At 61.4% G+C, this 26,343-nt stretch carries 22 protein-coding genes; 12 read left to right on the top strand and 10 right to left on the bottom strand.

What is annotated here, in order from left to right:
* Positions 1-86: 86 nt before the first annotated feature.
* Both ACUZ79_RS04870 and mobA read right to left on the bottom strand, forming a co-directional pair.
* Positions 87-1,781, bottom strand: coding sequence for an FmdE family protein (locus ACUZ79_RS04870; protein WP_449250872.1), 1,695 nt, complete (start codon positions 1,779-1,781; stop codon positions 87-89).
* 185 nt (positions 1,782-1,966) lie between these two features.
* On the bottom strand, positions 1,967-2,590 hold the full coding sequence (mobA, locus tag ACUZ79_RS04865; protein ID WP_449250871.1) for a molybdenum cofactor guanylyltransferase: 624 nt from the start codon (positions 2,588-2,590) through the stop codon (positions 1,967-1,969).
* Between the two features lie 170 nt (positions 2,591-2,760).
* Between mobA and ACUZ79_RS04860 the strand changes: the two genes are divergently transcribed.
* The 5 genes from ACUZ79_RS04860 to ACUZ79_RS04840 all read left to right on the top strand — a co-directional run bounded on the left by ACUZ79_RS04860 (position 2,761) and on the right by ACUZ79_RS04840 (position 9,222).
* The gene (locus tag ACUZ79_RS04860) at positions 2,761-3,342 is read left to right on the top strand and encodes a transglutaminase domain-containing protein (protein WP_449250870.1); all 582 of its coding nucleotides are present in this window, start codon (positions 2,761-2,763) and stop codon (positions 3,340-3,342) included.
* Positions 3,343-3,563: 221 nt separating this feature from the next.
* The gene (locus ACUZ79_RS04855) at positions 3,564-4,052 is read left to right on the top strand and encodes a CvpA family protein (protein WP_240823865.1); all 489 of its coding nucleotides are present in this window, start codon (positions 3,564-3,566) and stop codon (positions 4,050-4,052) included.
* 30 nt (positions 4,053-4,082) lie between these two features.
* Positions 4,083-4,883: a nucleoside triphosphate pyrophosphohydrolase gene (gene mazG / locus ACUZ79_RS04850; protein ID WP_449250869.1), complete on the top strand. Its 801-nt coding sequence runs from the start codon at positions 4,083-4,085 to the stop codon at positions 4,881-4,883.
* Between the two features lie 11 nt (positions 4,884-4,894).
* Positions 4,895-7,054: a hypothetical protein gene (locus ACUZ79_RS04845; protein ID WP_449250868.1), complete on the top strand. Its 2,160-nt coding sequence runs from the start codon at positions 4,895-4,897 to the stop codon at positions 7,052-7,054.
* Positions 7,051-9,222 carry an ArnT family glycosyltransferase gene (locus ACUZ79_RS04840; protein ID WP_449250867.1) on the top strand — a complete coding sequence of 724 codons (2,172 nt, stop codon included), beginning with the start codon at positions 7,051-7,053 and terminating at the stop codon, positions 9,220-9,222. The genes ACUZ79_RS04845 and ACUZ79_RS04840 overlap by 4 nt, the downstream gene beginning before the upstream one ends.
* Before the next feature lie 280 nt (positions 9,223-9,502).
* Here the strand turns inward: ACUZ79_RS04840 and ACUZ79_RS04835 are convergent, their stop codons facing one another.
* The 5 genes from ACUZ79_RS04835 to ACUZ79_RS04815 form a co-directional block, all read right to left on the bottom strand.
* On the bottom strand, positions 9,503-10,030 hold the full coding sequence (locus ACUZ79_RS04835) for a serine/threonine protein phosphatase (RefSeq protein WP_240823862.1): 528 nt from the start codon (positions 10,028-10,030) through the stop codon (positions 9,503-9,505).
* Positions 10,031-11,014: a class II fructose-bisphosphatase gene (gene glpX, locus ACUZ79_RS04830; RefSeq protein WP_449250866.1), complete on the bottom strand. Its 984-nt coding sequence runs from the start codon at positions 11,012-11,014 to the stop codon at positions 10,031-10,033.
* 150 nt (positions 11,015-11,164) lie between these two features.
* On the bottom strand, positions 11,165-12,844 hold the full coding sequence (locus tag ACUZ79_RS04825) for an NAD+ synthase (protein ID WP_240823860.1): 1,680 nt from the start codon (positions 12,842-12,844) through the stop codon (positions 11,165-11,167).
* A gap of 18 nt (positions 12,845-12,862) precedes the next feature.
* Positions 12,863-14,737: a UbiD family decarboxylase gene (locus tag ACUZ79_RS04820; RefSeq protein WP_240823859.1), complete on the bottom strand. Its 1,875-nt coding sequence runs from the start codon at positions 14,735-14,737 to the stop codon at positions 12,863-12,865.
* Positions 14,734-15,264 carry an NUDIX domain-containing protein gene (locus tag ACUZ79_RS04815; RefSeq protein WP_240823858.1) on the bottom strand — a complete coding sequence of 177 codons (531 nt, stop codon included), beginning with the start codon at positions 15,262-15,264 and terminating at the stop codon, positions 14,734-14,736. Before ACUZ79_RS04815 ends, ACUZ79_RS04820 begins: the two co-directional genes overlap by 4 nt.
* Positions 15,265-15,420: 156 nt before the next feature.
* Between ACUZ79_RS04815 and ACUZ79_RS04810 the strand changes: the two genes are divergently transcribed.
* Entirely contained in the window at positions 15,421-15,960 is a 540-nt protein-coding gene (locus tag ACUZ79_RS04810; protein ID WP_449250865.1) for a MarR family winged helix-turn-helix transcriptional regulator, read from the top strand.
* A 75-nt stretch (positions 15,961-16,035) separates the two neighbouring features.
* Positions 16,036-16,683: a class I SAM-dependent methyltransferase gene (locus tag ACUZ79_RS04805; protein WP_449250864.1), complete on the top strand. Its 648-nt coding sequence runs from the start codon at positions 16,036-16,038 to the stop codon at positions 16,681-16,683.
* 12 nt (positions 16,684-16,695) lie between these two features.
* Here ACUZ79_RS04805 and ACUZ79_RS04800 read toward each other — a convergent pair whose 3' ends face one another.
* Positions 16,696-17,448 carry an L-threonylcarbamoyladenylate synthase gene (locus tag ACUZ79_RS04800; RefSeq protein ID WP_449250863.1) on the bottom strand — a complete coding sequence of 251 codons (753 nt, stop codon included), beginning with the start codon at positions 17,446-17,448 and terminating at the stop codon, positions 16,696-16,698.
* Here ACUZ79_RS04800 and ACUZ79_RS04795 point away from each other — a divergent pair.
* Entirely contained in the window at positions 17,447-17,920 is a 474-nt protein-coding gene (locus ACUZ79_RS04795; protein ID WP_240823854.1) for a 23S rRNA (pseudouridine(1915)-N(3))-methyltransferase RlmH, read from the top strand. The two genes, ACUZ79_RS04800 and ACUZ79_RS04795, sit on opposite strands and share 2 nt — an antisense overlap.
* A gap of 182 nt (positions 17,921-18,102) precedes the next feature.
* Here ACUZ79_RS04795 and ACUZ79_RS04790 read toward each other — a convergent pair whose 3' ends face one another.
* Positions 18,103-20,592, bottom strand: a complete 2,490-nt coding sequence (locus tag ACUZ79_RS04790; RefSeq protein ID WP_449250862.1) for an STT3 domain-containing protein — start codon at positions 20,590-20,592, stop codon at positions 18,103-18,105.
* Positions 20,593-20,735: 143 nt separating this feature from the next.
* The gene (locus ACUZ79_RS04785) at positions 20,736-21,431 is read right to left on the bottom strand and encodes a 16S rRNA (guanine(527)-N(7))-methyltransferase RsmG (RefSeq protein ID WP_449252164.1); all 696 of its coding nucleotides are present in this window, start codon (positions 21,429-21,431) and stop codon (positions 20,736-20,738) included.
* A 205-nt stretch (positions 21,432-21,636) separates the two neighbouring features.
* On the opposite strand from ACUZ79_RS04785, the gene ACUZ79_RS04780 reads away from it, so the two are divergent.
* The 4 genes from ACUZ79_RS04780 to ACUZ79_RS04765 all read left to right on the top strand — a co-directional run bounded on the left by ACUZ79_RS04780 (position 21,637) and on the right by ACUZ79_RS04765 (position 26,337).
* Positions 21,637-22,578 carry an ACP S-malonyltransferase gene (locus ACUZ79_RS04780; protein WP_449250861.1) on the top strand — a complete coding sequence of 314 codons (942 nt, stop codon included), beginning with the start codon at positions 21,637-21,639 and terminating at the stop codon, positions 22,576-22,578.
* 192 nt (positions 22,579-22,770) lie between these two features.
* Positions 22,771-24,426: an arginine--tRNA ligase gene (gene argS / locus ACUZ79_RS04775; protein WP_449250860.1), complete on the top strand. Its 1,656-nt coding sequence runs from the start codon at positions 22,771-22,773 to the stop codon at positions 24,424-24,426.
* Positions 24,427-24,661: 235 nt separating this feature from the next.
* Positions 24,662-25,525, top strand: coding sequence for an SPOR domain-containing protein (locus ACUZ79_RS04770; protein WP_449250859.1), 864 nt, complete (start codon positions 24,662-24,664; stop codon positions 25,523-25,525).
* Positions 25,526-25,533: 8 nt separating this feature from the next.
* Positions 25,534-26,337: an MlaE family ABC transporter permease gene (locus ACUZ79_RS04765; protein ID WP_276612824.1), complete on the top strand. Its 804-nt coding sequence runs from the start codon at positions 25,534-25,536 to the stop codon at positions 26,335-26,337.
* The last annotated feature ends 6 nt before the right edge of the window (positions 26,338-26,343 follow it).

Raw genomic sequence — 26,343 nt, 5'->3', positions numbered from 1 at the left:
GTGATTCTATCGCACTAAAAAAGGCCCCGAAAAAAATTTCGGAGCCTCCGCAAAAAGGCGTGTCCGCCTTTGCACAAGATTCAGAATTATTTACCGAACCAGCACTTGGGATAGGTGCAGGTGTGGCATGCCAGGCAGTAACCGCCCTCACCCATGCGGGCAGCCTCGGCGCGGGTCAGGCCACGGCCTGCCAGCATGCGCGGCAACGCCAGATCAAGGAAGGTTGTTTTAAAATACAGAGCGCAGGCGGGCACGCCCAGCACCTGCATATCACCCTGCGGGCCGGGGATGCGGCCCATGAGGCTCATGGTGCCGGGCAGGATGGGCACGCCGTGCAGCACGTCTGTCAGGCCTGCTTCCACAAGTGCCTGACGGGTCACATCGTCCGGGTCAACGGAAAGCCCGCCCGTGGTGATCAGCAGATCCGCCCCGGCCTCGCGCATGGCGGCCACGGAGGCCTGCATCATGGCTTTGTCGTCCGGTACGATGTCGGTACGCACCACGGTGCAGTCCAGCATGCTGACCTTGGCGGTGATGACAGGGATGAACTTGTCTTCAATAATCCCCTGAAAAACTTCGGTTCCGGTCACAAGGATGCCCACGCGGGCCTTGCGCAGAGGCAACACGCGGAACAAAGGCCCGCCTTCCAGCGCTTCCAGCGCCTGGCCAAGCCGCTCGCGCGTAATGTGGAGCGGGATGGCGCGGGTGCCGCAAAGCGGGCCGCCCTGCTTGACCAGGGTTCCATCCTGACGTGATGCCACCATGACCTCAGGTACCAGATTGAACCGCGTCATGCGCTCCACATCCACGCAGAAAAGTCCGTTACAGGCGGCCTTGAAGTCAATTTTGCCTTCATGGGGCGGCAGTTCGTAGGTAACGCCTTCGCCAGCCATGCGGCGCGCAAAAATTTCCGCCACTTCATTTTCATGCACCAAGGCACGGGGATCATCAGGGGATACCTGCGCGCTGGCTGGGGCATCATCTGTAATGGCCACATGGAAGCGGCCCATCTGCTGCAAGCGGCAGATATCGCCCACAGAAATGCGCTGCCCGGCCTTGAATTCCGGCCCTTTGAACTGGCCGGGATCAATACGGGTCATGTCGTGGGCCACGGTTTTGCCCACGGCTTCTTCCACAGGCACAACACGAACGCCCGTTGCGGCCTTGTGGCGCTCTGCGGCAAGGGCCTGACAGTCTTCCTTAAGCTCGCGCCGCGCCAGCACATAAGGGGCCTCGCCCTGACAGCCACGGCACACGGGACCGTCTTCCACCGGGTAGGCCTCGCCGCACACGGGGCAGCACAGAATGCGCGTCATGTGCTTGTGGCCCATAAACCGCCGCTTAACGGTGATGGGCTCCACCTTGCAGATGCTGTCGCCTGCGGCTTCAATTTCTGATTCCAGCAGGGCGATATCCTGATCTTTTTTGGCCTTTTCCTTAAAGAACCAGGCCTTGAGTTCGGGATAGGCAGCCATCTTCACCGGATCCAGGCTCACGCGCACGCCCTCGCCAGTGTGCTTGTCAAACAGCGATACAGCGTAGCGGCCCAGATTGTGAATCTTCATCCAGTTGTTGCCTATGCTGCACAGGGTGAGCAACTGCACCGCGTCAGGCAGGCACTTGCCCGATTCCACCACGGCCTCAAACAGCGTGCCCTCGGGCAGATGGCGCTTGGCAAGCTCCACCATATAGCCGCCCACAAGCAGGCCCGGTGCGGCATAGCCGTGAAAATTCTCAGCAAGGCGATGAAATTCCTTAAACGTATAAGCCCCAATATCCATGTTCACTCCAAATCACCGCAGCGGGCCGAATAAAGCCATTGCTCCGGCAGTGTTTTCACGCGCGTTTTCTCCGCTCGCCCGGGCAGACGCGCAACCGCGCCGGGTAGCAAATATTGGTTGGCGGTAGATCAGCTTCCGCCGGATAATCACGATTACTTAGATGACCGTGAACTGGTAGAGAGAGACTAATGGGAAGCGCTCAGAATATCCAGCGCCCTTTGCAGGTCATCGGGGCGGTTCAGATTGAAAAACGGACGGGCTTCTTCCGGGCCATAGGGCAAACGGCACTGCCGCTCCAGCGGCACAACCCTGTTGAGCCTGCCGCCGTGAAAGGCCAGCGAATCTTCAAACCAGGGCAGCGCCGCTGTTTCGTATACCGCAGAAAGAGCCTCGGGTCTGCCGCTGACCGCATCCATATAGAGCGTGGCAAGGGTATCTGCCGGGGCAGCATTGCGGGCGGCAAGCAAGTTGCGCAAGGTGGGCGCATCCATAAAAGGCATGTCGCAAGAAAGCACCAGCACGGCAGAAAATCCCTGCGCCTGCGCCGTGCGCAGGGCCGCGACCACCCCCGCTACGGGGCCGCAGTCATTTTTTTCATCAAAAATACACTGATACCCGGCTCGGGAAAGCCCCGGCCTGCACGACACCCAGCACTGCGGCAGCAAGGCGGTCAGCAGCGTGTGCGTACGGGCCAGCAGATCGGGATTGTCCGAACCGTAGACCCGCAGCAGCGCCTTGTCGCGGCCCATACGAAAGGAAAGCCCCCCCGCCAGCACCACGCCCGCCACGCGCCCCCGCAATGTATCCATCATGCCTCCTGCCCGACCTGTTGTTCCGCCCTATGATGCTGCGTGGTTGTGTTCTGCGCACGAAGGACAATTCTTTGGGGGGCTGAAACCTTGGCCTTTTTGCACCCCGCGCTCCCCTATGATAGGGTTTGGCGATGATGCACCAACAGCCCCCTGTACCGCAAGCATGCATGAGCGAGTCGGAAATCGTTGATTTCCGCTCTGCACCAGTGCAGCGCAGGGCCGCCAGCCTTGCCGCGCACTGTGCATCTGAAATGGAACTCATTGAAAAAACTTTTATCTTTGTACGCGACAGCATTGCTCACTCGGTGGACTGCGGCGGCACTGCCGTTACGTGCAGCGCATCGGAAGTACTGCAAGTGGGCCAGGGCCTGTGTTATGCCAAGGCGCATCTTCTGGCGGCATTGCTGCGCGCCAACGGCATCGCCGCAGGATTTTGCTACCAGTTGCTGGGCTTTGAAGATGAGCACGATCCCCACCGGGTACTGCACGGCCTCAACGCCGTATGGATCAGCGAGCGGCAGATCTGGCGGCGGTTGGACGCGCGGGGCAACAAGCCCGGCGTTGACGCGCAGTTCTTGCCAAACGGCCCGGAGCAACTGGCTTTTACCGTGCATCCGCAGTGCGGCGAGGAGGACTATCCCCATATTTTTGCGGAGCCGGACCCCGGCGTGATTCTGGCCCTGCGCGGTTACAGCACTATGGCCCAACTGCTGCCCCGCCTGCCGCAGCAGCTTGCCCGCCCTGTTTGATCCCGCCCCAGTGCATGCTGCCTCCCTGTGTGCAGCGTCCCGGCATCCCTGTTCCATACTGCAACTACGTCAGCGGCTTGCGGCCAATCAGCCCCCGAGGCACGTTGTGCCGCAGGCCAGCATCTGCTATGCTCTGCCCCGCCGCAGGTCAAAGGCCTCGGCGCGAAAGCCTTCCCGGCAACGGCCCGCCACGCGGGCAACACAGCCGCAACGGAGAACGCATGGGTCAGGACATTTTCGACCTTATTATAGTGCTTATACTGGTATTTTTTGGCACACGGGGCTTTATCCACGGTTTTGTGGGCGAAGTAGCCGGGCTTATTTCGCTGCTGGGCGGCTTCTGGGCCGCGCACCATTACCACCCGCTGCTTGCGCCGCGCCTCACGCTTATCACCGATCCCTCATGGCGCATCATTGCGGCATACGTGCTCATTTTTCTGGGTGTCATCATTTCAGTGGCCATCCTTGCGCGCATCCTGCAAAAAATACTTTCTTTCTCTTTTGTTTCGTGGGCAGACAAACTGGCTGGCGGCATGCTTGGTCTTGCCAAGGGCGTCCTGCTCTGCTCTCTGGCCCTGCTGTTTCTGCAAAAATTTTTCGCGGGCGCGCCCTTTATGCAGCACTCGCGCGCACTGCCCTACTTCAACGCGCTCATGACCCAGGTACACGGCTGGCTGCCGCCTGACCTCACCGCCCGCCTGGGCATTTAACTGCCAGAATTACCAAGGAAACACGCCATCATGGAAAAGACCGCCCTCGAAGAATTGCAGCTCATCATCGACAAGCTCACCGCTCCCGACGGCTGCCCCTGGGACAAGGAGCAGACCCCTGAAAGCCTTGCCGAATACGTCATTGAAGAAAGCCATGAGCTTGTGAGCGCCATCCGCTCCGGCAATGTGGCCGACATCCGCGAAGAACTGGGCGATGTGGCCTTTTTGCTGCTCTTTGTGGCGCGCCTGTATGAAAAGCAGGGGCAGTTCAACCTCGACGATGCCCTCAACAACAACAGGGCCAAGATGATCCGCCGCCACCCCCACGTGTTCAGCAACACGGTTTTTGACAGCCTTGAAGAACAGCTCAAAGCCTGGGAAAAAATCAAGCGCGCCGAGCATACTGATGACGAAGGCAAGCCCAAGGGCCTGTTTGACAGCCTGCCCGAAAGCCTGCCCCCGCTTGCCAAGGCCTACCGCATCAACTCCAAGGCGGCCCGCGTGGGCTTTACCTGGCAGGAAGATGAAGAGGTGGAGCAGCAGGTGGAAGCCGAGTGGCTGGAGTGGCTGGACGCCTCCGCTGGCGGCGATCATGATGCCCAGAAGCACGAACTGGGCGATTTGCTGTTCAGCATTGCAGAGCTTGGCCGCCGCAAGGGCATCAAGGCCAGCGAAGCTCTGGACTACGCCAACCGACGCTTCCTCAAACGCTTTGCCCGCATGGAAGAAATCGCCCGCGAGAAGAATCTTGATTTTTCGGCCCTGACCCTTGATGAAAAGGACGAGCTGTGGAACACAGCCAAGGCCGAGGAAACTGCGGCAAAGGCCTGACGGTCGCAACTATGCGTGCCCAGCCATTGCGAAAAACCCTGAGGCGGCCTGCTCCGCTGACCGCCGGAATTGCGACCCGATTGCCCCTGCTGGCCCTGCTTGTGGCGGCTCTGGTGGTCGGCCTATGCCTCGCGGCCTGCACAAAGCACAGCGGCACGGCAACCTCCCTGCGCCGCGAGCAACCAACTGGGAACGCATCCCTGCTGCCACGCGCCGATCCGGGGTATCTGCAATGGATTGAGCGCCAGTCCATGCTCGGCTCCACCCAGGAACTGACAGGGCAGGTTTCCGGCACGGATCTTATCTGGCGCAACAGCGCCTCGGCACGGCGTGTGCCCCTGCTGCTCACCGCTGCGCCCAACTGGTTTGACGTGAACCCGCACAGCCTTGGCGCGGGGCAGCCAGCCCTACGGGCGCTGGCCCAACCCGGCGTGGACGCCTTTTGGGCGCAAGCGGGCTTTGGCGGACTTTTCCTGGCTCCTTTGGGCGAAAAAGGCGACATCTGGAGCGCCCATGCTGCTTCCGCGCTGCCTGACGCCGCATCTGAGGCGGGCGACAACGTCACCGCCCTGCGGCCAGACCCATCACTGGGCACCGGCGAGGATTTTTCGAGGCTGACTACAAAGCTTGATCAGGCGCAGATGCAGATGGGCGGAGAACTCCCCCCAGCCGCTACGGGGCTGGGGCCGGATTTTATCCTTCAGGCACGCCGGGCCTCGCGCTTTGACGGCCTGTATGCCATGATGTCTGTGCCGCAGAAAGACTGGGATATTTTGCCCGCCACCGCTGGCGAATGGGACTGCCTGCCCCTGCGCCAGACCGCTGTGGCGGAATTGCGCAAACGTGGAGTCGTTCCTGATCAGTTGCGGCGCGACACCCTTGACTGGGCAACCCATGGAGGGTGGGCCGTCACCGGCGAAGTGCGCGGCGCGGATGGCCAGGTGCGGCGCTGGGTTTACCGCTACAGCGGCAACGCCCTGCGCCCCGTACTGCTGTGGCAGGATCCTTCCGGTCAAGCTCGGCGGGTATTTTCCGCAGCGGTTATCCAGCACACGGGCTTGCAGCAGCAAACGCTTGCGGGCATCAGGCTGGAGGCCCTCATGGGGCTGGACGCGCAAGTTGAAGGCCAGAGCGGGGGCAGAACAGACCCTTCGACGCTGGTTCCGGGCCTTGAAGCTTTGGAATCCCTGGCGGGCGAGGTGCACCGCTATGGCGGATGGGCCGTGCAGGATGATGTGCTGCCCCCATCACTGACCAAAGCGGTGCTTGCCACAGCCGTGGATTTCAGCCGCGACAGCATCACCCCGGCTGCCGCCGCATATGCCCTGCTGAGCGGCGATGCCGCGCCCCTGAGCGCATTGCTCAAGGCATCGCTTACGGTAGGCGTTGACCACAGCCGCCTTGCGCGTGGACTGCGGGACAGGCAATATGTTGACTGGCGTCCCCTGCTGGATCTGCCGGACGGTCAGACCTTTGTGCGCCGCGCGCAGTCCCTTGCCAAGGGCGCACCAGAAGCCACGGGCTTGCCCGTCACCCAGGCGGAACTGGTCGCTCGCGCCCTTGGGCTTGACGCTGCCAGCGCAGTGCGCCCTGAGCATGCGCAAACCATGGAATCCGCCTGCCTGCTCCTGCTGGGCTGGCGCATTGGCTTACCGGGCCTGACATTTTTAAACCCGCAGGATCTTACGGGCGCGATGGGATTGCCGCAGGGTTCTGGCAAGGGTGCGTCCAGCGCTGGCAGCGTGCCCCTGTGGGGAGCCACAAACCTGCCCGGCGGGCAAAGCCCCGCCACATTGGCCTTTGGCCCGCTGGACATGCAGTGGAGCCGGGAAACAAGTTTTGCCAGACAGATTGCCCACCTGTTGCAAGCCAGACGCGCCACGGGACTTGCCTCTGGCCGCCTTGTGCAGGTGGTGAACGGCCCTGCAGGCTGCGTTGCGACCCTGAGCGCCCTGCCGGGCGGCGGCTACTGGCTGCTGGCTGCCAATTTTTCAGACAGAAAACAACACCTTGCCTGCCCTCTGCCCGCTGGCGCGCAAGGCCCCGCGCGTGATGTGCTGAGCGGCCAGAGCCTGCCCACGGGGCGCGCCGTAGAAATTGACCTCGAAGCCCGTCAGGCGCGACATATCCTGCTTGGCGAGCCGAAAACGCATGAAGGAGCGATGCCATGACCCAGACCAGCGCCCAGAATCCCGAAGACCAGGCTGTCTGTCAGTCCGGGGGCCAGCAGACAAATGCGGAAGGGGCACACGCCCAATCCGAAGCGCAAGCTGCCAAGGCAGTTTCCCAGCCAGCTGCACCGGCTCCCGAACCTGCTGGCGCGGCGCAGGCCGCTGCGAGCGCAGCAGCAACAGCGCCTCAGTCCGAGGGCGGAGCCCCCAGGGCTTCCCGCCCAGTGACGATCTCGGCCAAGGGATTCAGGGGAATGTTCGGCAACTCCGGCAAGGAAGGCAAACCAGCTGCCTCCGCAAAACCGACAGAACCCGCTCCTCAGTCAGCCGCTCCCGGTTTTGCCGACAATATTTTTGATGCCGCCAGCGTTGTTGGGCCGCTTGCCCTCTTGCTCATCATGCTGGCCCAGGCCTGGCCCGCCCTTATGGGGCACAGCCTGTACTGTCCGCGCGAGGCCGCAGGCATTCTGGCCTTTACCCAAACCGCACAGAGCGGCATGTGGCTTGCCCCGGCGGGCGACGGTCTTTCGCAATGGCCCGTGTTTTTCTGGTTTTTGCGGGGCATTGAAGCCCTGCTCACCAAGACCGCGCCGCAGTTTGCCCATCTGCTCTTTCCCCTGGCCGCGATGACCGGAACCCTGATCTGCCTTGTGGCTGTATGGGTTCTTGGCCGCGTTGCAGGGCTGGATCGCCGGGCAGCTCTGGCTGGTGGCATGTTGCTGCTCTGCGCTCCCATTTTTGCGCCGCTCTCCACCTTTACCGGGCCGGAAGCTTTGGCTGCAGCAGTGACCTTGCTTTCCCTTGCCTGTCTTTGCCAGGGCTGGCAGCAGCCGGGCACGACTATCACCCTGCCTCTGGGCTTTACATTGGCCGCATTGGCTGGCCTGACGGGCGGCCTTTTCTATCTGTTGCTGCCAGTGCTTGCCAGCCTGGCCTTTCTGCTCTGGCGTTGCGGATTCCGCCGCGCGCAAAAAGCGGACGGCCTCGTGGGTTTTGTGCTCATGCTGGGCATGATCGGTTGCTGGCTCGCTGTTGTCATGCTCTGGCATCAGCCGGAGGGATACCTCAAGAACCTTGGCACCCAGCTTGTGACCTGGCCCATCACCAAGGCCACATGGTGGAAGCCTCTGGCCTTTGCGGCTCTGGGCCTGCTGCCTTGGCTGGCTGTTATCTGCGGCGTTTCCTGGGCGCGCGTGCTGCGCACCGCACCTGCTGATCTGGCCGCCTCCCGCAAGGAAAAGGCCGGAATGGCCTTTTTGTGGATAGCCCTTGTGTTCGCCTGCCTGCTGAGTATTTTTGCTGCCGACATGGTGGGCGCTGCCGTGTGCACGGCCTGCCTTGCAGCCCTCCTGCTGGGCAAGGCCCTGCTGCGCCTGCCTGTCGCCGGAGCCAAGCTGTTCTACATCATCGCGGCCCTGTGCCTGCTGCACGCCAGCATGGCCCTGGTAGCCGCAGGTTTTGGCTACACGCTTGACTGGCTTGGCAAGTTTTTCCACTTTACGCTTACAGAAAGCCAGCGTACCGCCGTGCTTGGCCTCAAGGCCCTGCCCGTGCTGGGCGGCATCGGCATTGTGGCGGCAATACTGCTTGCCCGTCTGGTGCGCCGTGGCGCACACGGCGGCACCAGCGGTTCGCTCGTGATGTGCGCGGTCATAGCGGTTGTTCTGGCCCAGCCCGCATCCCTCATGCTCATGCCGCAACTGGAAAAAACGCCTGAAGCGCAGATAAAGAGCCTGAGCGCCATCCTGACGCCCGCTCCTGCTGCCCCGGCGGTTCTGGCTCCTGCGGCGACTCCGGCCCCCGCGCCTGAAGCTCCCGTAGCAGCGCCGGCCGAGACCCCCAAACTTGAACCCGCCGCCCCGGCGACCGCGCCTGAATCCGTGCCCGCTGTTCCCGCTGAAAAGCCCGCCCCTGTGCAGGAACCTGCGGCTGCCCCTGCCGCCGCTCAGCCTGCGGGAGCGCCAGCTCCCCAAACAACGGCACCTGCGGCCCCGGCAGCTCCGGCTGAAGTTCCCGCAGCAGCGCCTGCGACCACTCCTGCCGATGCAGCCAAGGAACTTGCCAAGGAAGTGGTCAAGGAAGCCGCCCCCGCTGCACCTGCGGAACCGACCCCTGCGGCGCAACCAGAACAGCCCAAGGGCGCAGCAACTCAGACTCCTGCAAACTAGCTCAACTGCATCAGGTCGGCGCAGATCGCGCTCACAATACCAAGGCCCCTCCCACGAGGGGCCTTTTTCTTTGCATGATGGTTCAAACGCTCCCAATACGGGGGCATACACCAGCGAATGTCCCATCGTGCGGAACGTTTCAGCTTCGCCGCTTTGCCTTCGGTTACAGACAGTGAGGCTGCGGCTCTCAGCCGCAAATAAAAAAGGCCCCGGAATCAACCGGAGCCTTTCATCTATCATTTGTTTGCGCCCGCACAGCGGGCATGGCGCGGAACGCGCCCTATTTGTTTATGGGCGGCACATCGCCACCAGCTTTGAGCATGGTGCCAAGGTGACGCCGGGCAAGGGCAAGCTCGCCTTCTGAAACTTCGGGCATATCCTTGGAGCGCGCGCCGCTCATGTCGTTGCCTTCTTCCACGATGGAAAGAGCGGCTGCCATGCGGCCCATGACGCAGAAAAAGCGCACCGGGTTCCAGTTATGCGCCTGCACCCAGGCAGCGGCATTGGGCGAATAGAGAAAATCCGCCTTGTTGTTGCGCATGATGGGGTGGGCCTCTTCATTGTTGCCCTTGGCCCAGGCCCGGAACTGCGGCAGAAGTTCAAGAAAGTCCAGCAGTTCCTTGTCCGTTACTGGAGGCTGTTTTTCATACACATTAACGCTTGCGCTGGAACTTGGGGCAGGCTGCTCCGCCTTTTTCTTGGCAGCAGGAGCCTGTGCGGCCTCGGCCATGCCGGGGGCAACAACCGTCAGCGGCAGGGCCAGCACCAGTGCCGCAAAAACACCGCAAAGAGATGAAATTTTATTCATTCAATACCGAACCGCGCTAAATTTCGAGAGTCTGTCCATATTATGGTAAGACTCCACATATCGCAGGGTGCCGGTTTTGCCGCGCAAAACCAGCGAATGGGTAACAGCGTACTTGGCACTGTAACGCACGCCTCTCAAAAAATCACCGCCGGAGATACCCGTGGCGGCAAAGAAGCAGTCATCGCTGCGCACCAGATCATGCACCGTGAGCACCTCGCGCGCGTCAATGCCCGCTTCGGTGATGGCTTCTTTTTCCACATACGACTGGGGATCCAGACGGGCCAGAATCTGCCCGCCCATGCCCTTGATGGCGCAGGCAGACAACACGCCCTCGGGGGTGCCGCCCGTACCCATCATGATATCAACCTCGGAACGGGGATCAACAGCCATGAGCGCGCCAGCCACGTCGCCGTCGGTTTGCAGCTGAATGCGCGCGCCAGCCTGGCGGATTTCCGTAATAAGCTTTTCGTGCCGGGGCTTGTCGAGCACAAAGACCACAAGATCCTGAACGCTCTTGCCCATGGCCTTGGCCACGTTGGCCAGATTGACCTTTACCGGCGCATCAAGGTCAACCACATCGCGGGCCTCGCGGGGCACCACCAGCTTCTGCATGTAGTAGCTGGGGCCGGGGTTGAACATGCTGCCGCTCTGCGCAACACCCACCACCGAAATGGCGTTGGGGCGGCCATAGGCCAGCAGATTGGTGCCTTCCACAGGATCAACGGCCACGTCAAGGCTGGGGCCGCAGCCCTTGCCGACCTTTTCGCCGTTAAAGAGCATGGGGGCATTGTCTTTTTCGCCCTCGCCGATAATGACCTTGCCATCAATACTGAGGGTGGCGAAGCTGACGCGCATGGCGTCAACGGCGGCGCCGTCACCGGCTTCCTTGTCTCCCCGACCGAGCCAGCGGGCCGATGCAAGGGCCGCAGCCTCGGTAATGCGAACAATATCCAGAGCCAGATTTTTCTCCGGTGCTTCCGCCATGATATCCTCCACTCAGATCAGCGTTGTGCAACACACTGCTCTTACCCCAGTGCGTTGCGGGCTTCAAGAAAAAACCCCCGCCCTTCGGGGCGGGCCATACGGCAACTCTTTTGCCGCACAGCCCTTTCCCATACATCTTTTTTATACAGCCTATTTATTGGGCAGGCTGAAACGCCCGGCAACGGGCGTCTGCCAGCCGCCGCCAAAGGGCATGCGGCTCATGTAGAGCGACAAAGGCTCCTGACGGCGCTTGAATTCAGCCCTGAACAGCTTGTCGCGCACTTCCATACGCGCAGCCGAAAGCGGGCCGGATTCCGCCTCCGCAGGCTGCAACAGATCTTCAAGAATCGGATCCAGATCCTCATAGGGCAACAGGCTGTCCGAATCTTTCTGACCGGGACGCAGCTCCGCAGAAGGAGCCTTGGTGAAAATTTCATCGGGGATGATCTCTGCCCCGCGATGGGCGTTGTACCAGCGACCAACAGCGTACACCTGGGTCTTGGTTAGATCGCCGATCACGGCCAGCGCGCCCACGGAATCGCCGTACAGAGTGCAGTAGCCCATTGCCCCCTCGCTCTTGTTACCCGTATTGAGCACAAGGGCGTTGGCCCTGTTGGCCAGCGAGGTAATGAGCGTGCCGCGTATGCGGGCCTGCACGTTTTCAAAGGTCACGTCGCCGGGCTTTTCTTCAAAAAGGTCAAGGCCGGGCTTGAGCGCGGTGGCAAAAGCATCCATGAGCGGGCCGATGGGCAGGGTCACGGTGGTGATGCCCAGATTTTCCGCCAGCTTTGCGGCGTCCGTCAACGAACCCTCGCTGCTGTGGGGCGAGGGCAGGAGCACGCCGGTGACGTTTTGCGCGCCAAGGGCCTCCACCGCCACGCTGCACACCAGGGCGGAATCCATACCGCCGGAAATGGCTACGATGCCCTTCTCCACCCCGCACTTGCGCACAAAATCCCGTGTGCCGAGCACAAGGGCGCGCCAGTAATCTTGTTCAACGCAGGCGGCCAGCGGTTCCGGGGCTTTAACAGCACCCTGCCCGCGCGCGGTATCCACCACAAGCACGTCTTCCTCAAAGGCCTTGCCCCGGGCAAGCAGCTGCCCGGTGGGATCAAAAACAAGACTCTGCCCGTTGTACACGCGGCTGTCGTTGCCGCCCACCATGTTCACCGAAAACATATGCACATGATGCCGCGCCGCCACGTGCGAAAGCAGGTGTTCGTCCGTTTCCTGCGCGCCCACGCTGAAGGGCGCCGCCGCCATGTGCACAAGCGCGTCCACGCCGCGCTGCACCAGTTCCATCAGCGGATTATGACCGCTGGCGTAACGGGTTTTCCAGAACGAAGCGTCTTCGCTCTGGGCATCTTCGCACAAAACAACGCCGATGCGCCAGCCGCCCATGGTGACAATGCCGCACGAAATGCCACGGTCAAAATAGCGGGCGTCCTCATCTGTGGATTCGGCCACGCTGTTCTGCCCCTGATTCTGATACACCTTGCGCGAAACAACCTGCCAGCCGCCTTTTTCAACCAACACTGCCGCGTTGGAAAGCAGGCCCGAGGCATACACGCTGGGCACAGGCGCACCCACCAGCACGGCAGGGCCATCCTTGAGTTCAGCGGCCATGATATCCAGAGCCTTGAGGCAACCCGCCGCAAAACCCTGAGCGCAGAGGTAGTGGCCGGGGGCCACGCCGCAAAGCGCCAGCTCCGGCGTAACGCACAGGTTCGCCCCTGCTGCGCCTGCCTGACGGGCGGTGCTGATGATACGTTCCAGATTTCCGGCCACGTCGCCGGTAACGGTATTGCACTGCAATAGGGCGATTTTCATGCCGATGCCTCCCCCAGGTTACAAGTAGTTATGTAAGGGGCCGCCCGGCGCTGCCAGGGCTTCCACCTTGCGTATGACCGCCGGTTCCTCTTCCAGTGGGGGGGCATGGAAGGGCTTTAGGCGTGCGTCGATGACCAGCGGCGCTCCGCACGACCAGTGCCTGGCCCGTGTGGCGGCTTGAGCGCCATACACGTCTGTGGCCGGGTCTGACCGGGTGAAGGCCACCCACAAAAAATTATCCAGATTCACTGCGCAAAAGTCCGCATCATCCACCACTATCACAAGCGGGAATGCCTCGCGCCCCGGCCACTGGGCCAGAGCCTGCGCAAGCGCTTCCATCTGCGGGTCGGGCTGACTGCGGTCAAGGGCATGCCTCAGCCCGCCAATGGCAACAAGGCCGGGGCCGCACACGCGCACCGGGCCAAACCCATCCGGCAGGGTCGGCAGGTCTGCGGCGGGGCCGGAAAGTTCGCTGCCAAGCTCGCGCCTCTTTTTACCGGCAGAGGCCCACACAAGTTTGGAGCCTTCGTTAAGCGCGCTTCCCGTGTAGTCCAGTGTATCATTGGTGCTGCGAGTGATGAAGTGCAGATCGCGTGAAAAATCAGCCCGCTCCAGCAAATGCCGCAAAAATGCGGGCACATCGCGGGCGGTGAGGCCCGGCGCGTCTTCATGCGCCACAAGAAAAACATACTTTGCCAGAGCCGTCTGGGTGGTTCCAAGCAGGTGCAGGCCCGCAGTGATCAGCTCGCGCGGGCGACGCTCGTCCTCATAGGGCGTATAGCGTTCGCTGCCCACGGCCAGCAGCAGCGGATGCACCCCGGCTGCGTCCACGGCATGCACATCGCACACTCCCTGAAAAACCTGCGGCACCAGCGGCCCGGTGAGTTCGTGGATAAAGTCGCCAAAGACCGTATCTTCCTGCGGAGGGCGGCCCACGGCGGTAAAGGGCCAGATGGCCCCTTTGCGGTGGTGGACGGCATCGACCTTGAGCACCGGGAAATCATGCGCAAGGCTATAGTAACCCACATGATCGCCAAAGGGGCCTTCGGGCTTGCACTGGGGCATCACGTGCCCGCTGATGCAAAAATCCGCCTGCGCGAGCACTGGCAGGGGCAGACCGGGCACTGCGGCCATCTCTGTGCTCCTGCCGCCGAGCAATCCGGCAAAGCGCAGTTCAGAAAGCCCTTCGGGCAAGGGCATGACCGCAGCCACGGTGAGGCTGGGCGGCCCGCCCACATAAATATGCACAGGCAGAGGTTTGCCCATTTCCAGCGCACGGGCGTGGTGCGCCCCTATGCCCCGATGTATCTGGTAGTGCAGGCCTACTTCATCCGCCGCGTACTCGTTGCCGCCAAGCTGCACCCGGTACATGCCGAGGTTGGAGGCGTCCGCGCCGGGCTTGGCGGGGTCTTCGCTGTACACCAGAGGCAGGGTAATGAAGGGGCCGCCGTCCATGGGCCAGCAGACAAGCTGGGGCAGGTCGGCCAGCTTGCACTGGCATTCCAGCACCGGGGCCGCTGCCGCCGCCTGTTCCGCGCGCACCCGGCTCACGCTCGGCAGCATGTTCAGCAGGCCGGGCACAGCCTTGAGCGACTGCAAGGGGTGCTTCATGGCTGCTGCGGGGTCGGCCTTGGCGGTCAGCACAGCCTCCACCGCAGGCAGGCTGCGACGAAAAATAAAATGCAGGCGCTCACGCGTGCCAAAAAGATTGGAGAGCATGGGAAAGGGCGTGCCCTTGACCCGCGTAAACAGCAGGGCCGGAGCCTTGGCACGAAAGGCGCGCCGCTGGATGGCGGCCAGTTCCAGATGCGGATCTACCTCGGCCTCAATGCGCACCAGATGCCCATTGGCCTCAAGGTCGGCCACGCATTCCTGAAGATTGCGATAACTCATGAATGCGTCCCTTCCCCGCAGGTTCCGGCGGCTCCGTCAGCCGCGTCAAATGATGGTTGTATGCCGGCAAGCGAACGCTTGCCAGCCAGCATGGCCTTGAAATCTGCCAGAATCTGCGCATGGTCAAAGACCAGCGGCTGCGGCAGGGCATCCAGAGGATAATACGCCGCATGGGCCGCATCGTCCCCGGCGCACAAGGCTTCGGGATTGCGCGGCCTGCCTGTGAAAGCCACGGTCAGCGTGTGCTGGCGGGGGTCGCGGTCAGGCCTGGAATACACGCCCAAAAGCCCGGTCAGCTCCACATCCAGCCCGGTTTCTTCACGCATTTCGCGCACTGCGGCGGTTTCCGCGCATTCGCCCTCTTCAATAAAACCGCCCGGCAGGGCAAAGCCCACGGGTTCATTGGCGCGTCTGATGATGACCACCCCGCGATCTGGCGAATGGATAACCACATCCGCCGTGGGCGTGGGGTTTTTATAGCTGGAATACGACTTGCCGCAATGCGGGCAGACAACCTGGCGTTTCATGCGTTCTCCGTATGGTTCGCGCCATTGCGCGCAACTGCCGCATACTAAGCCAGCATGCCCCGCGCCGCAAGCGCGGGAAACAAATGCCGCTGTGCAGCGATTTGCCGCCTTCGAACGGCGATTGACAAAAAAGTATGGATGCCATACTAAAACCCCATGAAAAATGACTGCCATAAAAAAACCGCCGTTGAACTGCGTATCCAGAAATCCATGATCAAAACACTGGGGCATGCTGCCGCCCATTCTACGCGCAGCGCGTCAGTCAGCATCTCGCTGCTGGGCATAGTGACCAGGTTTTATGAGCTTGAGAGGCAGTGCAGCAAATTCGGCACCGATGTGGATATCCACCTGGCGGAAATCCACACGATCATGGCCATCCATAACAATGAAGGCATCCATGTGGGTGGATTGGCCGAGCAACTGGGCGTCACCAAGGGCAGCGTTTCTGAGTTGTTGCGCAGGCTGGAGCGCAAGGGACTGGCCTACAAGGCCAAGGATCCGCTGAAACTGACCCGCCTCAATGTGTTTTTGACGGAAAAGGGCAAGGCAGCACATAAACAGCACATGGATTTTCATTCTCAGCTTGATTGCATGGTGGACGATGCCATGGGGACACGCAAACAGGATGAAGTCGCCGATATTGCTGATTTTCTCGAAAAACTCCTTGCGAAGCTGAACTCGGTGGAGGTCAAATAGGCTTTTTCAGGTCGCCAATGTTTGGCATCCATACATTATACAGGTCGACCTAATTGGGGTCACATGCGAGGTATTATGAACACTGACAAGGGTACTGCTTTTAACGGTCTTGTTTCTGGACAGAGCTACGATATTTTTGCCCGATTGTTCGGGCTGAATGCGTCTTTTTATGAGGCGGCGGTCAAGGGTTTGGCGCTTGGCCCGGGAATGTCGGCTCTGGATCTTGGCTGCGGCACAGGTTCCCTGACTTTTGCGCTTGCCGCGCAATCCTCGCCCCAATGCCGCATCCATGGCCTTGACCTTGCCGAAAACCAGATCGCCCGCGCACAATATCGCCAGAAAGAGTATCCCAACAACATTCATTTCAGCGTAGCGTCCATGGACGAAGCGTGCTTTCCTGACGGCACGTTCAGCATCATCATGACCGCCATGGCGCTGCATGAGGCAAATCCCCAAGCGCGGCGCACTGCCATTGCCAATGCCGCGCGAATGCTTGCCCCTGATGGCATTTTTCTGCTGGTGGATATCGCCCGCCCACGGCTGCGGGGCCTGGGCCTCTTGCTCTATCCCTTTGTCATGACTTCGCCAAAACATAAGGACGCCCTGACTGAAGCTTATGCTGAAATCTGCGCCGCGTACGGCCTGTCCCGGCGTGAAGACGGGTATTTGAATTCTCTTGTGCGCAGACAGGTTTTTGTAAAAAACGCGGCCTCCGCCGCGTAGTCCGGCAGGAGGTCACTCCAGAGCAAAACCCGCAGCTTCAAGGGCTGCGGCGCTCACAGCACCGGCCCGCACTATCCGCAGCCGCCCTGCCCCGCCATCCCCGCCGCTCAGAGGCTCCACCACGGTGGACGGCAAGCCGCCAGCAGGCGGCGGCCCGCCAAGCGCCAAAGGCAGGGAAACGTCTGCTTTTATAGCCTGCGCCGCGCACCCCGCAGGGCAGGGCATGCCCTGCGCCATGCGGCGCAAGGCTTCCAGCAGGGCCGGATCAAGTTCGTCTGGGGAGCATACGGATGCACCGCCGCTGAGGTTGGCGCTGCTTGCCGTAAGCGCGCCGCCGGCCTGCTCCGCCAGTTGCGCAGCCAGTGGATGGGGTGTCACGCGCACCGCCGCAAGGCCTTGCCCGTTGACCAGCGCCGGGGGCAGACAGGAACGCGCGGGCAGCAAAACCGTGAGCGGGCCGGGCCAGAAGGCCAAAAGCCCCTTGGGCATGGCGGCAAGTTCCGCCACAGAGTCCACCTGCGCCGCATGCGCCGCCAGCAGGGGCAAGGGCTTGTGGACGGGCCGATGCTTCAACTGATACACCCTTGCCACGGCTTCCGCATTGGCGGCAAGGCAGCCCAGCCCGTAGAACGTCTCTGTTGGAAACACGAGCACGCCGCCGTTACGCAAAAAAAGCGCCGCAGCCGCAAGCTCCATTCCGGCATCCGGGCCGCTACCGCATTCAGACGCGCCATCCGCCATATTTAACGAAACATGAGAAGACATGACTGGCAAACCCTTGAAATACATAAGTGTGGGCAAACTGAAAACGCCGTTCTGGAAGGATGCCGCAGCCCACTACACCACGCGCATCACTCGCTGGCGCAAGCTGGACATAACCGAAGTGCGCGACGGCGATTCCGCCCTGCCGCAGGATCAGCGCAACGCCCTTGAAGGACGCCGCATCATTGAGGCCCTCGACCCGCAGGACATCGCGCTCGTTCTTGACGAACGCGGCCAGCACCTCACCTCGCCCCAACTGGCAGATATGCTGCGCCAGATGGATCACGAGGCCCGAGGCAGAGCCTGCTTTATCGTGGGTGGCGCATGGGGGCTGGATGAAGCTGTGCGTCAGCGCGCCAGCCGCTGCATCAGCCTTTCGCACATGACCCTGCCGCACGAGCTGGCCCGCGTGGTGCTGCTTGAGCAGCTTTACCGGGCTGAATGCATCTTGCGCAAGGTTCCGTACCACCACTAGAGGTCTGTCTCTAACTGCTTCTTTTGTCCAACTGGCTGCGTCAAAAGGTTATTTTTACTCCAGTCATGTACCGTAAGAGTACACTTCTTTCGCAAAAACAACCTTTTTCCTTGCCCTTGGCGCAAAATCATCCAGTTAGACTGCCCTTGATTGCACATGCGGCGGTCCGCAAGCGCAACCGCCTACAGAACCTCGTAAATTCTGGCAAACACGTTGTCGTACACCAGCTTGAAATAGGGCGAAACGCGCGGATCCTGCGGGTCGCCAACCAAAAGCTGCACCATCAGCGAATTGTACAAGCCCGCATCCATGGCAAGCTTTTCGTCCGTTACGCGGTTGAAAAGAAAGTTGATGTTGCGGCGCTTGGAAAGAAATTCGTGCTGCTCCTCGGGCGTTGCCGAGGGGTGCGCGTCAAACCAGTCCTGTATATAGTTGCGGCGCGTCACGCCAGTCTCTTCAAACACGCTGATGGACGAGGCATAAATGGCGCTGCTGTTGCCCTCAAGCCGCACCTCGCCCGAATCGAGCTTGTAGGCAAGGGCCTGCGGCACGATGGAAAGCGCCCCGCCTTCGCCAGTACGGGTAACAAAATTCCAGTTGCCGAAGTTGCTTATCCAGAAGCCAAGCCGCAGCATTTCAAAGCTCACCACCACATAGAGCCGCCCCTTGTTTTCAATGAGCGGGGTTTCGGGCGAGCGCAGCCTGTCCATGAGAGCCTGCGCGGCTTCACCATCCAGACCTTCAAACACGTTGCCCGGCTCGTTGCCGCACTGGGCCGTGTAGCGGATGATCTGGCGCGCAAAACGCGGATTGTCTGTGGCAAAAACAGCTGCGGGCAGATAGAGGGACGGCCCTGCATGCTGCGCGCCATCAGCGATGGTCTGCCGCTGGGCAAAGTGGTTGGCGGCATAGCCCCAATCCCACCACAGCCAGAGCATGGCGTCGGGCGGGGTCATGGCCTTGGCGCGAGAGAGGGCTTCTGCATGACGGCGGTTGATGATTGGCCCCTGCGACATGGCGGGGATCATATCTGCAAAGGGCGCTACCAGCAGAGCCAACAGCACGCCGCTGGTCAGGATGCCCGCCACAGCGCCGCGCAGATCCACGCGCAGCAGCCTTTGCAGCAGCCAGTAAAAAGGCAGGGTCAGGCCAATGGCCATGATGGGCGCGCCAAACATGACCATGCGCCCCCCCATCTTGACGCTCAGGATGCCCAGCCCTGCCAGCGGCAGCAAAAAGAGCGCGCCCGGCCTGCGTATGACCACCAGGGCAAAACCCAGCAGGCCAAGCACCGCAGCTTCCATCCAGGGATGGAAGTAGGGAAAAATCTCGATGATGCCCAAATCCTGCACTTCAATAATGGACTGCGCCACCGAGGGATATTCCAGCGAAAGCCCGCCGCCGGTGCTTTTCACATCGCCCGTATGTTTCACATAGGCATTGATGTGGTTCACAATGGACGTAAGAATTTCGCCCTGAAGCATCAAAAAGCCCACGCCCGCCAGCAGAAGAGCCAGCAGCCAGGGGCGGCACAGCAGACGGCGCAGGCGGTAGCCTGTCCTTGTGCCCGCAGCCAGCAGCAATAAACTGAAACTGAGGCCCCACGGCCCCGCCAGCGTAGGCAGGGCGTAGGCCATGCTGCCCAGAAGCAGCAGGGCGCGCCGCCCGCGCGGGGCCATCACCATGCTCATAAAGGCCAACAAGGCCACATTGTAGCGGATCAGGTACGGAAAAACAGAATGCCATTCCTGCGTCCACCACGAAACGACGCCGGAACAGCCAAGCAGCACAACCCATTGCCAGCGCAGGGGATTGCCCATGTGCTCCGCCTGTTTGAGGCGCGGCGTCCAGTGGCCCTCGGGCTGATTGCGGGAAAAAAGGCGGCGCAGATTCATCACGCCGGAAGTCATGGAAAGGCGGCGCAGCACCATGCCCGGCAGCAGCATATAGCGCATGGCCCAACTGGCCGGGGCAAGGGTCATGAGCAGGGGGAAGAACAGGGTTACGAGGTCGGTATCGTAAAATCCCAGCAGGGTGCGGGCCAGAAAGCCCGGCGCAATGGACGTGAGTATGCCTGCGGCAACGCCAGCTTCAATGCTGCCCAGCGCCCACACCCAGGCAAAGGCGATAACAGCCACAAAGCTTGCCAGCAATGCAGGGAACCAGAAGGCCACGGCAGCGGGGGAAGTGCCTACAAGGTCGGACATGGCCTTGAGCATCACAGCCATGGGATGCCCCACGGCAAGGCCGAAATCTTCCGCCCCGGCCACCCATGTATAGGCATCGTGCGTGGCCAGAAGCCACTCGTTGCCAAGGCGGTATTCCGGATTTTGCCAGCAGGGCCATTCCAGCATGCGCAGGGCAAAGGCAAGGGCAAGCGTCACCAGCCCCCAGAACAGCCCCCGCGCCCAATAACGCGCAGAAGGCAGCGAACGTTTGCCGTTGTGCAGCCCTGCGCCGCCAGTGGGCAACAGGGCTCCCCCATGTGTAGGATGGGAGGGGGCGTGCTGCTCCGTACAAGCGGGTTCCGCAGCAGGCAGCGTTTCCGATTCGGGGTGCGGCTGCTCGGTGCGCCGGGTTTCGTCTGCATCGTTTCCGGCAGGCGCGGTGCTGGCAGAGGCATGTGCTGCGGGGTGCATGGCGTTCTCCGTAAGGATCATGGTCCTGTTCATACTGGCATGCAGATGGCGGCAAAAGTCCTGTACGGCGGCTCTTTGGGCCAGTCACGCGCATAACAAGGTCTGCGCGGTTCGCCACAGAGCTTTCGGCAAGATTGGCGGGCCAATCCTCGCCAGAACATTCAGGTAAAAGTGCTCTAGCCAGCCCGATGCGTTGCGGCATCATAGGTCAGCCGCTCGGCCTCTGCGCTGGGGGCAAGCGCCCAGAACCAGCGCCCGTGCCCGCCAACAACATAGGAGAGCTGCTCCACCAGACGCCAGGGCGCTGGCAATTCGCTGGGGGCTGGCTCAAGCGCCAGCACGACCAGAACTCCGTTATCGTGCAGCCTGGGGCTGGCGAGGTCAAGCAGTTGCCGCCAGGGCATGAAGGCGCGGCTCAGGATGCAGTCCGCCTTATAATACTGACCCTGAAAAAAATGTTCCACCGGCCCTCTGAAAATATGGGTGGAGGGCAACTGAAGGCGAGAAAGTACACTGGAGATGAACAGGGCGCGTTTTTCGCGCACTTCTATCATATAGTATGCGCCGCGCGTCCAGGCCATGCGTAAGGGAATGCCCGGCAGGCCAGCGCCCGCGCCAAGATCCCAGCACAGGGGAGCTTCGGGCAGATTGAGCTTGTCCAGAAACCCGGCCAGATGAAAACTGTCCACCGCCAGCCGGGTAAGCATATCCTGCCATGTGTGCGGGCCGACCAGATTCATGGCCTTGTTCCACTGGCAGAGCATTTCAAGATATTCCGCCAGCGGCTCCAGAGCCGATTGCGGCACTTCCGCGCCCGAGGCCGCAGCCAGACGCGCCAATTCTTTTCTGTCAACCGATTGTCGCTGCATGATCCTTTCCTGCGCTTGTTCGCCCGTTGCGGGCCTTTCCGGCGTTTCTGCCGGGTTCACTGTCATATCCCCGCAGACCGGGACTTGCAAGCCCTGCGCCGATAACGTAAAAAAGAGGGCTTGCGCGCAATGCGCACCCTAAACGAACCCAAGGCCGCAAGGCCACGCCAATGCGCGCACGTGCGCGCCACTGGAGGATAAACCCCGCATGACACAAGCCGTTTTGCTCTTTCCCGGCCAGGGCTCGCAAGAGTCGGGCATGGGCCGCGATCTGGCCGAGGCTTCTTCTGACGCCATGAACCTCTGGAAGCAGGCCGAGCGCATCAGTGGCCTGCCCCTGCGCGAAATTTACTGGGAAGGCGATGATGCCGCCATGAGCGACACCCGCGCCCTTCAGCCCGCCCTCACCGTGGTGAACCTGAACCTCTGGAGCGCGGTTGCCGCGCGCGCCAACGTGTGCGGCGCAGCCGGGCACAGTCTTGGCGAGTTCAGCGCCATGGCCGCCGCTGGCGTGCTTTCTGCCGAGAGCGCTCTTGAGCTTACAGCCCTGCGCGGCCGCCTCATGGCCGAGGCCGATCCCGACGGCAAGGGCGGCATGGCCGCTCTGCTCAAGCTGGATCAGCCCGCCATTGAAGAAATTGTGGCAGAAACCGTTGCCCAGTGCGGCGAACTTTTACTGGTGGCCAACTACAACACCCCCGGCCAGCTTGTTATCAGCGGTGCCAAGGCCGCCGTGGCCCTGGCCTGCCAGAAGGCCAAGGAACGCAAGGGCCGTGGCCTCGAACTCAAGGTCAGCGGCGCGTTCCACAGCCCCATGATGGCCGAGGCCAACAAAGAACTCACCCCTCTGCTGCGCAAGGCCGTGTGGAGCAAGCCCAAGTTCCCCGTATATTGCAATGCCCACGGCAAAGCCGTGACAGATGGCGAAAGCGCCCGCGAAAGCCTGCTTGTGCAGATGACGTCCTCCGTGCAGTGGATAGACACAGTGCGCAACCAGTATGCCGACGGCGCGCGCCGCTGGCTGGAGCTTGGCCCCAAGGCCGTGCTCGGCAAGATGGTAGCCCCCTGCCTCGCAGGAACCGCCACAGCAGAAGATCTTGCCATTGAGCTCGTTAACAACGCCGAAACAGCGGCGGCCTTTGCAGGATAGATTTTTGCGGAGGAAGGCCTTTCATGCGGAAGGCCTTCCCCGCCTTGCCTGAAACTTTTTCTTCATGCGCCCCCGTGCGGTATTGCCGCAACCGGCCTGCGCATGAACCTGAAACGGGGTTCCCGGCGGCAGTGCCCCGGGCCGCCCGAGGCGTAAAGCCGCAACCGTTGCACAATAAAGGACACCAGCACTATGCGCGCCATTGACACCCTGCGCACGGCCCTCAAGGCCATTATTGAAGAAGAAGGCCTTGCCTGGCCCGTCAAAACCGTTATTGAACCGCCCCGCGACCCCAAGCACGGCGATCTTTCCGTCAACTCCGCCATGCTGCTCGCCAAGGAAGCCAAGGCCAATCCCCGCGAGCTGGCGCAGAAATTCGCCCAGAAGCTTGTGGAGCGTTGCCCAGAGGTGTCCCATGCCGAAGCCGCCGGCCCCGGATTCTGCAATGTGACCTTCACGCAGGATTTCTGGCGCGCCACCGTGGCCGACATTGAAGCTGCGGGCAAGGAATACGGCAAGAGCACGGGCGGCGCAGGTAAAAAGGTGCTGCTGGAATATGTTTCCGCCAACCCCACTGGTCCCCTGCATGTGGGGCATGGGCGCGGCGCTGCCGTGGGCGACAGCCTTGCCCGCCTGCTGCGCGTGGCTGGTTATGACGTTAACACCGAGTATTACATCAACGATGCCGGTCGTCAGATGCGCCTGCTGGGTCTTTCTGTGTGGCTGCGCGCCAAGGAACTGGCCGGAAAGCCCGTCACCTGGCCCGAAGACTACTACAAGGGCGACTATATTATCGACATCGCCCGCGAAATGCTGGATGCCAACCCCGCCCTCGTGGAGCTGCCCGATGCCGAAGGCCAGGACGTGTGCTACGACAAGGCCATGAACGACATTCTGAACGGCATCAAGGACGACCTCAACGAATTCCGCGTGGAGCACCAGCGCTGGTTCTCTGAAAAAACCCTTGTGGAAGGCGGAGCCGTTGCTGCGGCTTTTGACGCGCTGGATTCCGCCGGGTATACATATGAGAAAGACAATGCCTACTGGTTCGCCACCGAGAATCTGGGCGACGACAAAAACCGCGTGCTGCGCAAGTCGGACGGCAGCCTGACCTACTTTGCCTCCGACATCGCCTACCATCACGACAAATTCCAGCGCGGCTACGACTGGCTCATTGATATCTGGGGTGCGGATCACCACGGCTACATCCCCCGCATGCGCGCGGCCATCACGGCCATGGGCAAAACGCAGGACAGCTTTGACGTGGTGCTTATCCAGCTGGTGAACCTGCTGCGCGAGGGCCAGCCCGTGAGCATGTCCACCCGCGCGGGCACCTTTGAAACCCTGGCTGATGTCATCAAGGAAGTGGGCGTTGACGCGGCGCGCTTCATGTTTCTTTCGCGCAAGAGCGACAGCCCGCTGGACTTTGACCTTGAGCTTGCCAAGCAGCGCAGCCTCGACAACCCGGTGTACTATGTACAGTACGCCCACGCGCGCATCTGCGCCGTGCTGCGCCGGGCTGAGGAACGCGGCTTCGTGCTGCCCCCCAAGGCCGATGCAGAGCTGCTGCACGGGCTTGATACGCCCGAAGACATGGCCCTGCTGCGCAAGGCCGCCACGTTTGAAGACATGCTGGCCTCCGCCGCCAAATCGCTTGGCGTGCACCACGTGAGCACCTACCTCACGGAACTGGCCGGGCAGCTGCACAGCTACTATGCCAAGCATCAGGTGCTGCTGGCCGATGACGCGCCCCGCACCCTGGCCCGCCTTGCCCTGCTGCGTTCCATCGGTCAGGTGCTGCGCAATGGTCTGGACGTGCTTGGCGTGAGCGCCCCGGAAAGCATGTAACATTTGTATAAACTGGATTTTGAGTGGGATTACTCCTGCGGGGTCACTCCCACAGAAGCATCCCCGCTGCTCGCATAAACGTTGAATATTCGGCGTGCGACAAATCTGCTTTGTGCCTGTTGCCGTTAAGGCGCGTTTTGGACGAGGCATTGCGTGTGCTCTGCCTGCCCCGGACACGACGCGCCTTAACGGTCAAGCCAAGCCCCGCAGCTCAGCGCACGACGGAGGATAATGAATGGCCGCCCCCTTACGTAAACCCCGCAAATCCGTTGTTTCCCAGCCGTCGGGCGAGAAGCGCCGCTTTGTTATCCGCCTTTCGGGGCCAATGCTTACGCTGCTGGGCGTAATCCTCGCGGTTGCCGTGGGCTGGTCATTTTTTATGGGATTCATGGTCGGACGCGGGCAAAATCCTGAAACGCGCGTGGAGCAGATGACCAGCATGATCTCCAAGGACGCGCCCAAGGCCAAGCCCGCCCCGGAGGCCCCCGCGCCTGACGCGGCAGCTCCGGCGGCGCAGGCCGAAACCGCCGATGCCCAGAATCCGGCCACCGGCGCTGAGGTAAATCAGGCTACGCCCGCAGGCGCGCCCCAGCCCGGCAAACCGGGGCAGGATCAAAAGGGGCAAAAAGCAGCCGCCCAGGCCCCGCAGGGCAAACAGGGCCAGCAATCCCCGCAGGGAGCCTATCCCTTTGCGCAACCTTCGGGCAACAGTCTGGCGGCCTGGGGCATCAAGCCCGGCGCCAACCAGAATGCACAGGGCCAGAGCGCTCAAGCCAACGGACAGGCCAGCGCACAAACCGGCGCGCAGGCAGCAAAGCCCGCCCCAGCCAAGACAGGCCCGCAGTTTGATTATGTATATCAGGTAGCTGCATTCAAATCTGACGAAGATGCAGACAAGCTGCGCACACGTCTGGAAGGCAAGGGCCTGCGCACTCGCACCCAGAAAAACGGCAAGCTCGTGCTGGTTATGGTCAGCATTCGCGGCACGGAAGACGATGCCTTCAACCTGCGTGAAGACCTGCGCCACATGAAGCTGGGCGTCCCCATTCAGGTTTCGCAAAAACCTGTTTCAAGCAAACCGCAAAAATCAGGGCGGTGAGGCAAAAAATGACCGCAACCGAAACTTTCGGCGATTTTCTGCGCAAGATAGGCCGCCCCTGCCTGAACGGCATAGACGCTCTTGGCAACACGGCCCTGTTCATGCTTGAAGGGCTGGCCCAGATATTTACCAGCGCCAAGATTTTTCCGCGCACCATGCAGCAGCTCTTTGTCATCGGCTCCAAGTCGCTCTTTCTTATCATGCTGATCGGCGTGTTCTGCGGCATGGTGCTGGGGCTTCAGGGCTACTATACCCTGGTGAAATTCGGCTCGGTGGGCATGCTTGGCTCTGCCGTGTCGCTGACGCTCATTCGCGAGCTTGGGCCGGTACTCACGGCCATCATGCTCACGGGCCGGGCCGGGTCTTCCATGACGGCAGAAATCGGCGTCATGCGCATTACCGACCAGATCGACGCTCTGGACGTCATGGATATCAATTCCATGGGCTATCTGGTCAGCCCGCGCCTGCTGGCATCGCTCATCGCCTTTCCGCTGCTGACGGCGGTATTTGACGTTATCGGCATCATCGGCGGCTATCTTACGGGCGTGCTCATGCTGGGCATCAACGAGGGCGCGTATTTTTACCGCATCACAAGCTCAGTAACGGCAACGGATGTGAACGGCGGCTTTATCAAGGCCGTGCTCTTTGGCCTGCTTGTGACCACCATCTGCTGCCGCCAGGGCTATTACACCAACAAGAGGCGCGACAGCGTTGGCCCGGAGGCCGTGGGCAACGCCACCACCTCCGCCGTGGTTATTTCCTGCGTGCTGATTCTTGCGGCTGACTACATTGTTACCTCATTCTTGCTTTAACGGGCC

It is taken from the genome of Desulfovibrio faecalis, from assembly GCF_053570625.1.
The sequence above is the reverse complement of the archived record's forward strand: the minus strand, read 5'-3'. Positions and strand labels throughout refer to the sequence as shown.